Source organism: uncultured Bacteroides sp., from assembly GCF_910585845.1.
Taxonomy (GTDB): Bacteria; Bacteroidota; Bacteroidia; order Bacteroidales; family Bacteroidaceae; genus Bacteroides.
In genome coordinates this window covers 72,907-79,813 of the sequence record NZ_CAJUHF010000012.1, presented here as the reverse complement: position 1 = coordinate 79,813, position 6,907 = coordinate 72,907, and the positions used below count along the sequence as shown (strand labels likewise).

The following is a 6,907-nucleotide window of genomic DNA, read 5'->3' as shown; positions in this document are numbered from 1 at the left end:
TTCGCAGCGAAGTTAGCACTTTCAATTAATAGCCATTTTTTGACTACTTACACAACTGTCCCCCTACAACTACATTATTCCCAATATTTACTTTACCTGCAATAAGAGAATTTGTATTTACAATAACATTATTTCCAATTGTTGGACGTCCAGTTTTACTTGCACCGATTGTTACATTGTTTCTTACAGTAAAATTTTCACCAACCTTATCAGCATTTACAAAAGTTGCGATTGGATGGATTCCCCAAAAACCTTTTCCACAATCCATATATGTGGTAATAACGAAGCAATCATGTGGAGGCATAAAATAGTATATAAAATATTTAAGTTTACCAATACGCTTATAAAAGATATTCCTGAAAGTTTTATCAAAAACCATTAAATAACAAAAACCAATAAAAACATTAGAATTAAAGTGCCGATGAATAAGAGCTCGCTTAACATCATCTTCACAATCATTGATTTTTAAACAAAACAAGATAAATGATGGAATAATTCGCGGAACATTTAATATTGTTACAAATAATTTAAATAAAGGCATAAGAGCAATTTATTTAAATCAGACAATTTGTGGAATAGAAAATAAGCATCCAATTTTGACACCCTAGAGAACGTTACGCTGGCGAGATATCTTGTCAGCAGGAAGATCGCCCCGGCAATAAAGATCTTTCTGAACATACAACCAACCCATATAGTCCGGCATCCGTTTCACATTTAGGTCACCACCCTACTCATAAATATATACAAACTTAGTACGAACATGAACCAAGCAGCAAAATGTCCCGTGTTGTACAACTTGTTTTCCGGATACATATAAATATTGTAACCGTCCGATGTAGCACCTTAACCTAACGGGCACCCAGAATGTTTTTCAATGCGTTCGGCTACAGAAGAAATGAAGAAATGACAATCTTCTCTTCACAATTGACGTTGGAGCTCTTCTTTATGCTATATTTTTGAGCATCACAACCTAATTCTTTGGTGAATCCAGCACCCTTTTCAAGCCAGTAGGTCAGTGTCATGTAGCTCAGAGATATCCCATGATTATTCAAACGGTACATTTCACGATAGTAACGTTCTAAATCTTCATTGTTATACATAAATTCTAGAATTTTAGTCGCAAGAAGATAGAACTTTCAATCAATAGCTAATTTTTGACTACTGACCTTATAACTGTGCCCAAAGCTAACTCGTAAAAAATCGTTCCGAAAAACATTTATCTACTACTTATTCTTTAATAATCTTTTTAAGGAAACCAAATAAGTTACATTTATAGCGGTGTGGACGAATAATAGCTCCAATAGCCACATAACATTTCATAGTCATCACAGCTTTACGTGAATAGTGTTTACGAAAAAAATAACATTTGCTACATAATAACATTTCTATCTTTCTCAAGTTAAAGAAACGACTATGAGAGCCAAACGACCCTCCCTCCAGATGTATCAAAGGCGCATAGGGCAATATACACGAACGCAATCCTTCCAAATGCATCCGATAATAAAGATCTGTTTCTTCGTAGTACATAAAAATGGCAGGGTCGAAACCCTGAAAGCGATCAAATATCTCTTTACGAATAAACATATCAGCACCTATCACGTAACAAATATCGTCCATCCCGCTATCTGCTACAGACTTGCTCAAAGTATATCGATTTTTAAACCAACGAGGCACTAACCTATGAAAGCCAATACTCAGAAACTCCTGCATTACCGAAGGAAAATTCCCCCCTACATTGCAATTAACCCCATCTCTGTCCAACAAGTTTCCACCACATGAAACATATTCCGGATGTATTTCCATAAATTCGAAAAACTGGCGAACAATGTTGTGGATAACGATTGTGTCACTATTAAGCAAAAAAAGGTATTTACCTATTGCATAAGTATTACCCAGATTGTTAGCCTTTCCAAACCCTAGATTTTCCTGACTTTCTACCACACGTACCTGCGGAAACTCCCGGCGTATAGAATAAGGCGTATCATCCTGAGATGCATTGTCAACTACAATAACCTCCATCTTCACACCATACGTATACTTAAAAAGAGAACGAAGGCACTGTAAAGTTAAGTCGCGTGTTTTATAATTCACTACAATAACCGATACATCCATATAAAAAACATGTAAATACTCTATTTAAGGCATTCTCCTTTGAAAGAGCACATAAGTATACCCTAAACCGAGTTTTGTTAATTAATTAGTTTTGAAATTAACATTGCTGGTAGCAAAATCATTTTGTCAGAAATCATATTAGCATAATCCCTACACCCATAAAAGATATTTTATGAGAAAAATGCCAATGAAGTTCCAAATAGAACTGCTATATAACTTTAACGTTCCAGTATGTAATAAGCAGCCGCCATTTCAGCACTGGCATCACTGCCGTAATAAAGAAATACTTTTTATTCGTTCCCCCACAGAAGTTTTTGCAATTATTTGTACTATTATCCATACCGTTCCCGCCAATATCACCGCACATACTACTCCCACAAACTCATTTTCTATCCACCTGTTGCATCCCCAGCAAACCAATGCGCCAGGCAAAGAATAGCAAACATTTTTCCATGCAATTCTAATAGGAATTCGTGCTAACCTATACGATAGTACATACACCACGTATGTCGCAGCTACAACCATTTCTGAACATAACAATACGACAGCAGATCCTACGCTTGCCGTATATGGAACTACCAGTAAATTGATTAACAAACTGACAATCGCACCGATGATTGATGCCATCAATAACACCCTATCTTTTTTCATTGGCATCAATATCTGAATTGCTAATACTTGAGCCATACCTACCGCAAACGCTGCTGGCATAATAATTCGCATCGGAAATACAGCTCCTTCATATTCAGGACCGGATAGGATGTAAATAATCTGAGGAGCTAGAATCATACTATATAAAATCAAAGGTATACAGAAAGTAGATACTACAGAGAACGAATGATCCACTAATTCTTGAAAGCGGGCATTTTCACCGTTTGCCAACAAGGAACTCATTCGAGGTAACATTACACTCGTAAATGCAGTAAAGAAACCTAAAAGCACAGAGTATAGCTTAAACGCTGTCGTATAATAACCTACTTCCGTATTATCAGACACCAATCCTAAATACATTACATTAAAGGTGAGATACATCGAACTCATCAACGTATAAATACCCAATGTAATGTTTGGCTTAATATACTTGAATAAGTGTATATTACACCACCTAATCCTGACAAATTTTCGAATATATAATTGATTAATAAAAGCATTCAACACAACCACTCCTACTGTGAGTATAAAATAAAGCTGATAGTCTGATGTATCTCTTACAAATATGAAAACACTGATTACATAAAAGACTTTTATAAGGATACTTCTCAATGTGATATACCGGAAATTCTCTATTCCCGTAAAAAACCATTCCACTAGAAACACTGTAAAAAGTATTTTGCCCGTTCCTATATAAAACAATTCGTCATATTGGCGCAATTTGGGTATTGCCGCTATACAAAGCAAATATATACCCAACGATACCATAGTAAATAATAAATTCAATGCCAATATGTTTGAATAAATCTGCTCTAAGCATTTCTTATTTTCTTTCACTGCTGCTATTTCACGGACACCCAATAGCCCAATCCCCATCGTTGCGAATAATAAAAAATAATTCACTGTATTATCCACAAAATTAACTAAACCTATATGTTCAACACCCAGTACCCGAGCTACATATGGAAATGTAATGAAACTAATTAAATAAGTAGAAATAGTCAGTATACTCTTATAAGCAAAATTTTTCTTTATAGACGATTGTGACATGAGTAAATAAAATTGTTAGTATCTGATTTTGAAGTTCTATAAGCATCCAATTCTGAAATACCTCATAGGGAAAGCCTACTTACAAGATTTCCCCTAAAAGATTTCAAAAGACGAGTTTGATTTTAAAGTCTAAGCAACTCATCTTCCAGCCATCCTGGAACTCTTCCTCCGTCATGGCACCTTACAGATAATTAAGAACTCTCAATCCCCACTCGTTTTCTACTAGAACCCTTTTTATCTTCTGATACGTGCAGGGCTAAGTAAAGCACAGTTTGTACGATATGCAGAAAGACGCATGTATTTCGATTTTCTTGCCCCAAGAAAGAGGAGTCATGGAATGTTTAATAAGACTTTCCATATATTAATATAATTAAATAGAAACAGCTTTAAAAAAGCAATAGCTTTAAACTGTTGATTCGCATGATTAATCAATTTAACTCGTTTATTGTTAATCACATCTAAAGATATCACGCGTATAAACCTTATTTTCTACATCAACCAAACAATCATCAAAGCGGTTAGCAATAATCACATTCGATAAAACTTTGAACTTTATTAAATCATTCACTACCAATGAACCGAAAAACGATTCGCCATCTGCAAGAGTTGGTTCATAGATAATAACGGTAGCCCCTTTAGCTTTAATCCGTTTCATGATACCTTGGATTGCCGACTGGCGAAAGTTGTCAGAATTACTCTTCATTGTCAAACGATAGACACCAACAGTAACAGATTCTTTTGAACCATCATACTGATTATTACTATAGTAGTCATACCATCCAGCCTTGCGAAGAACAGCATCCGCTATATAATCCTTGCGAGTGCGATTTGACTCTACAATCGCTGTCATCATATTTTGGGGTACATCCTGATAGTTGGCAAGGAGCTGCTTGGTGTCTTTGGGTAAGCAGTAGCCACCATAACCGAATGATGGATTATTGTAATGCGTGCCAATACGCGGGTCGAGGCCGATGCCGTTAATGATGGAAGCCGTATCCAAGCCTTTAACCTCGGCATAGGTATCCAGTTCATTGAAGTAGGATACTCTAAGGGCAAGATAGGTGTTGGCAAAAAGCTTGACAGCCTCCGCTTCCTTCAGCCCCATAAAGAGGACGGGGATGTTCTTGCTCTCCTTGTACTGTTCCATGACGGGATTGTCAGCAGAAGGAGATTCAGCACCTTCCACAAGGAGTTTGGCGAAAGTCTCGGCGGCTTCCTTCATGTGGTTGCCTTGTATCCGGCGGATGGCCTCATTCTCCTCCTCCCATTCCGCGCCCATCATCTTGGGATAGCCGACGATGATACGGCTCGGATGGAGATTGTCATAGAGTGCCTTGCTTTCACGAAGAAACTCAGGAGAGAAGAGTAAACGGAACTCACGGCGTTTACCGTCAGACAAAGGACCCATTTGGGCGAACTTCCGCGCGTATTTTACATACAAAGAACGGCAATAGCCCACAGGAATGGTTGATTTGATGACCATAACCGCCTCGGGATTCACCTCTAACACCATGTCTATGACGTCCTCTATGTGATGGGTATCAAAGAAGTTCTTCACCGGATCATAGTTGGTGGGGGCGGCTATAACTACAAAATCCGCATCTTTATAGGCAAACTTGCCGTCAAGTGTGGCGGTCAGGTTCAGATCTTTCTCAGCAAAGTATTTTTCGATATACTCATCTTGGATGGGAGAGATACGATTGTTGATTTTCTCTACCTTTTCGGGGATTACGTCTACAGCCACCACTTCATGATGTTGTGACAACAATGTCGCTATACTGAGACCTACATAACCGGTACCGGCTACAGCTATTTTTATTTTATTAAAATCGCGCATTATGGTAAATACTTATGATATAATCAGTTCTATCTAAATATTTGTCTACATTTAATTTTGATATGTAGAAGAAGGGAGGGAACATACAGACTCTTCCACCTCCTCAAAAGGATAAGGATTCGCTTCAATATTCTTCAGTTCTTCCATAATTTCTGTTTGCTCGGAAGTCAAAGATTCCTTATCCCAACTATTGATAATGGAATGAGCCTCTTGAAGTAAAGATTCTTCATAAACTTCACCATAACAGTAGGCCAGCAGACGAACCTTAAGCAAAGAGGCAGGAAGATACTCCAGAACATTACAGGCACGCTCCAGAACAACCTGTTTCTTCCGGTCCTTATCCCCATGACTATAAATAGTGGCATTATAGCCCATCAGAAGAGCCAGACACAGATTAGCCTCCTCCTCAATATCGGCACTTTTTGTGGAAAAGAGAGAATCGGATTTAACAAGGACTTCTTTGTTCTGACGGCAAAAATCATCGGAATAAAGAGGCTCGCCATCCATGCCGAAATACATTAAAGTATGTGCAGCATGCTGAAGTTCAAGAGCACAAGAAAGTAAAGAATTCATTAAGTATATGATTAAAATATAATCAGGATAGTATTACTGTATCAACTTTAAATAGGATTTAGGCACTTTAACGCTCGCAATCAAGACACCCTTGATGCGAATGACAACGTATGTCTTATTGGCTTCCGTAACAATCTCACCCTCAATGCCGCAAAAGTCCCCTTTGATCACTTTCACCTTTTTACCTACAGTGAGCGGTTCGATATCAAAGCCCACACCGTCCGGATTCAGGTCCATCACGAACATAAAGTCTTCCATCTGCTTATCGGGAACAACAAGCATAGAATGGGAAAGCAGGTCTCTCATGTAGAAAAGCTGCACACCATAGACATTGGCAATATCACAGGCAGTCTGCTTCGTGGCACGAACAAAAATCAGATTACGGATAACAGGGACTTCACTTCGCTTCCGACGATACTTCAACTGGGATATCACAATTCGCGTAGGAAGGTAATAATCAAGATCCAGATTCTCTTCGGATCTAAGCTTATCCAAGAATTTTCGGATTGTAAATTCTTGCTTGTCGCGAGTGCGAGCCGCAAACCAATATTTTTGATTTTCAACCACTTGCAAAAAGAAGATCGAGGATTTTATTATAATTCCGGGTGCGCTTCGCGGTTTGAACGAGACATATTCCCTTTCAAACCGTAACAAATAGATATTTCAGCTTAATTCGTTATAAAC

At 37.9% G+C, this 6,907-nt stretch carries 7 protein-coding genes; all 7 read right to left on the bottom strand.

Features of this window, described 5'->3' with window-relative positions:
- Positions 1-43 precede the first annotated feature (43 nt).
- Entirely contained in the window at positions 44-541 is a 498-nt protein-coding gene (locus QZ323_RS05540; protein ID WP_294633493.1) for a hypothetical protein, read from the bottom strand.
- 343 nt (positions 542-884) lie between these two features.
- The gene (locus QZ323_RS05535) at positions 885-1,100 is read right to left on the bottom strand and encodes a hypothetical protein (protein ID WP_294633491.1); all 216 of its coding nucleotides are present in this window, start codon (positions 1,098-1,100) and stop codon (positions 885-887) included.
- Between the two features lie 127 nt (positions 1,101-1,227).
- On the bottom strand, positions 1,228-2,112 hold the full coding sequence (locus QZ323_RS05530; RefSeq protein ID WP_294633490.1) for a glycosyltransferase family 2 protein: 885 nt from the start codon (positions 2,110-2,112) through the stop codon (positions 1,228-1,230).
- 264 nt (positions 2,113-2,376) lie between these two features.
- Positions 2,377-3,813: a flippase gene (locus QZ323_RS05525; protein ID WP_294633488.1), complete on the bottom strand. Its 1,437-nt coding sequence runs from the start codon at positions 3,811-3,813 to the stop codon at positions 2,377-2,379.
- 448 nt (positions 3,814-4,261) lie between these two features.
- A complete protein-coding gene (locus QZ323_RS05520) occupies positions 4,262-5,650 on the bottom strand; it encodes a UDP binding domain-containing protein (protein WP_294633486.1) in 1,389 nt (462 codons plus the stop codon).
- Positions 5,651-5,701: 51 nt separating this feature from the next.
- Entirely contained in the window at positions 5,702-6,223 is a 522-nt protein-coding gene (locus tag QZ323_RS05515) for a UpxZ family transcription anti-terminator antagonist (RefSeq protein WP_294633484.1), read from the bottom strand.
- A 33-nt stretch (positions 6,224-6,256) separates the two neighbouring features.
- Positions 6,257-6,790, bottom strand: a complete 534-nt coding sequence (locus QZ323_RS05510; protein WP_294633483.1) for a UpxY family transcription antiterminator — start codon at positions 6,788-6,790, stop codon at positions 6,257-6,259.
- Positions 6,791-6,907: the final 117 nt, after the last annotated feature.

Excerpts from the sequence above, each read along its gene's own strand:
- QZ323_RS05540 (WP_294633493.1), bottom strand. The coding sequence starts at position 541 with ATGCCTTTATTTAAATTATTTGTAACAATATTAAATGTTCCGCGAATT.
- QZ323_RS05535 (WP_294633491.1), bottom strand. The coding sequence starts at position 1,100 with ATGTATAACAATGAAGATTTAGAACGTTACTATCGTGAAATGTACCGT.
- QZ323_RS05515 (WP_294633484.1), bottom strand. The coding sequence starts at position 6,223 with ATGAATTCTTTACTTTCTTGTGCTCTTGAACTTCAGCATGCTGCACAT.
- QZ323_RS05525 (WP_294633488.1), bottom strand. The coding sequence starts at position 3,813 with ATGTCACAATCGTCTATAAAGAAAAATTTTGCTTATAAGAGTATACTG.
- QZ323_RS05530 (WP_294633490.1), bottom strand. The coding sequence starts at position 2,112 with ATGGATGTATCGGTTATTGTAGTGAATTATAAAACACGCGACTTAACT.
- QZ323_RS05520 (WP_294633486.1), bottom strand. The coding sequence starts at position 5,650 with ATGCGCGATTTTAATAAAATAAAAATAGCTGTAGCCGGTACCGGTTAT.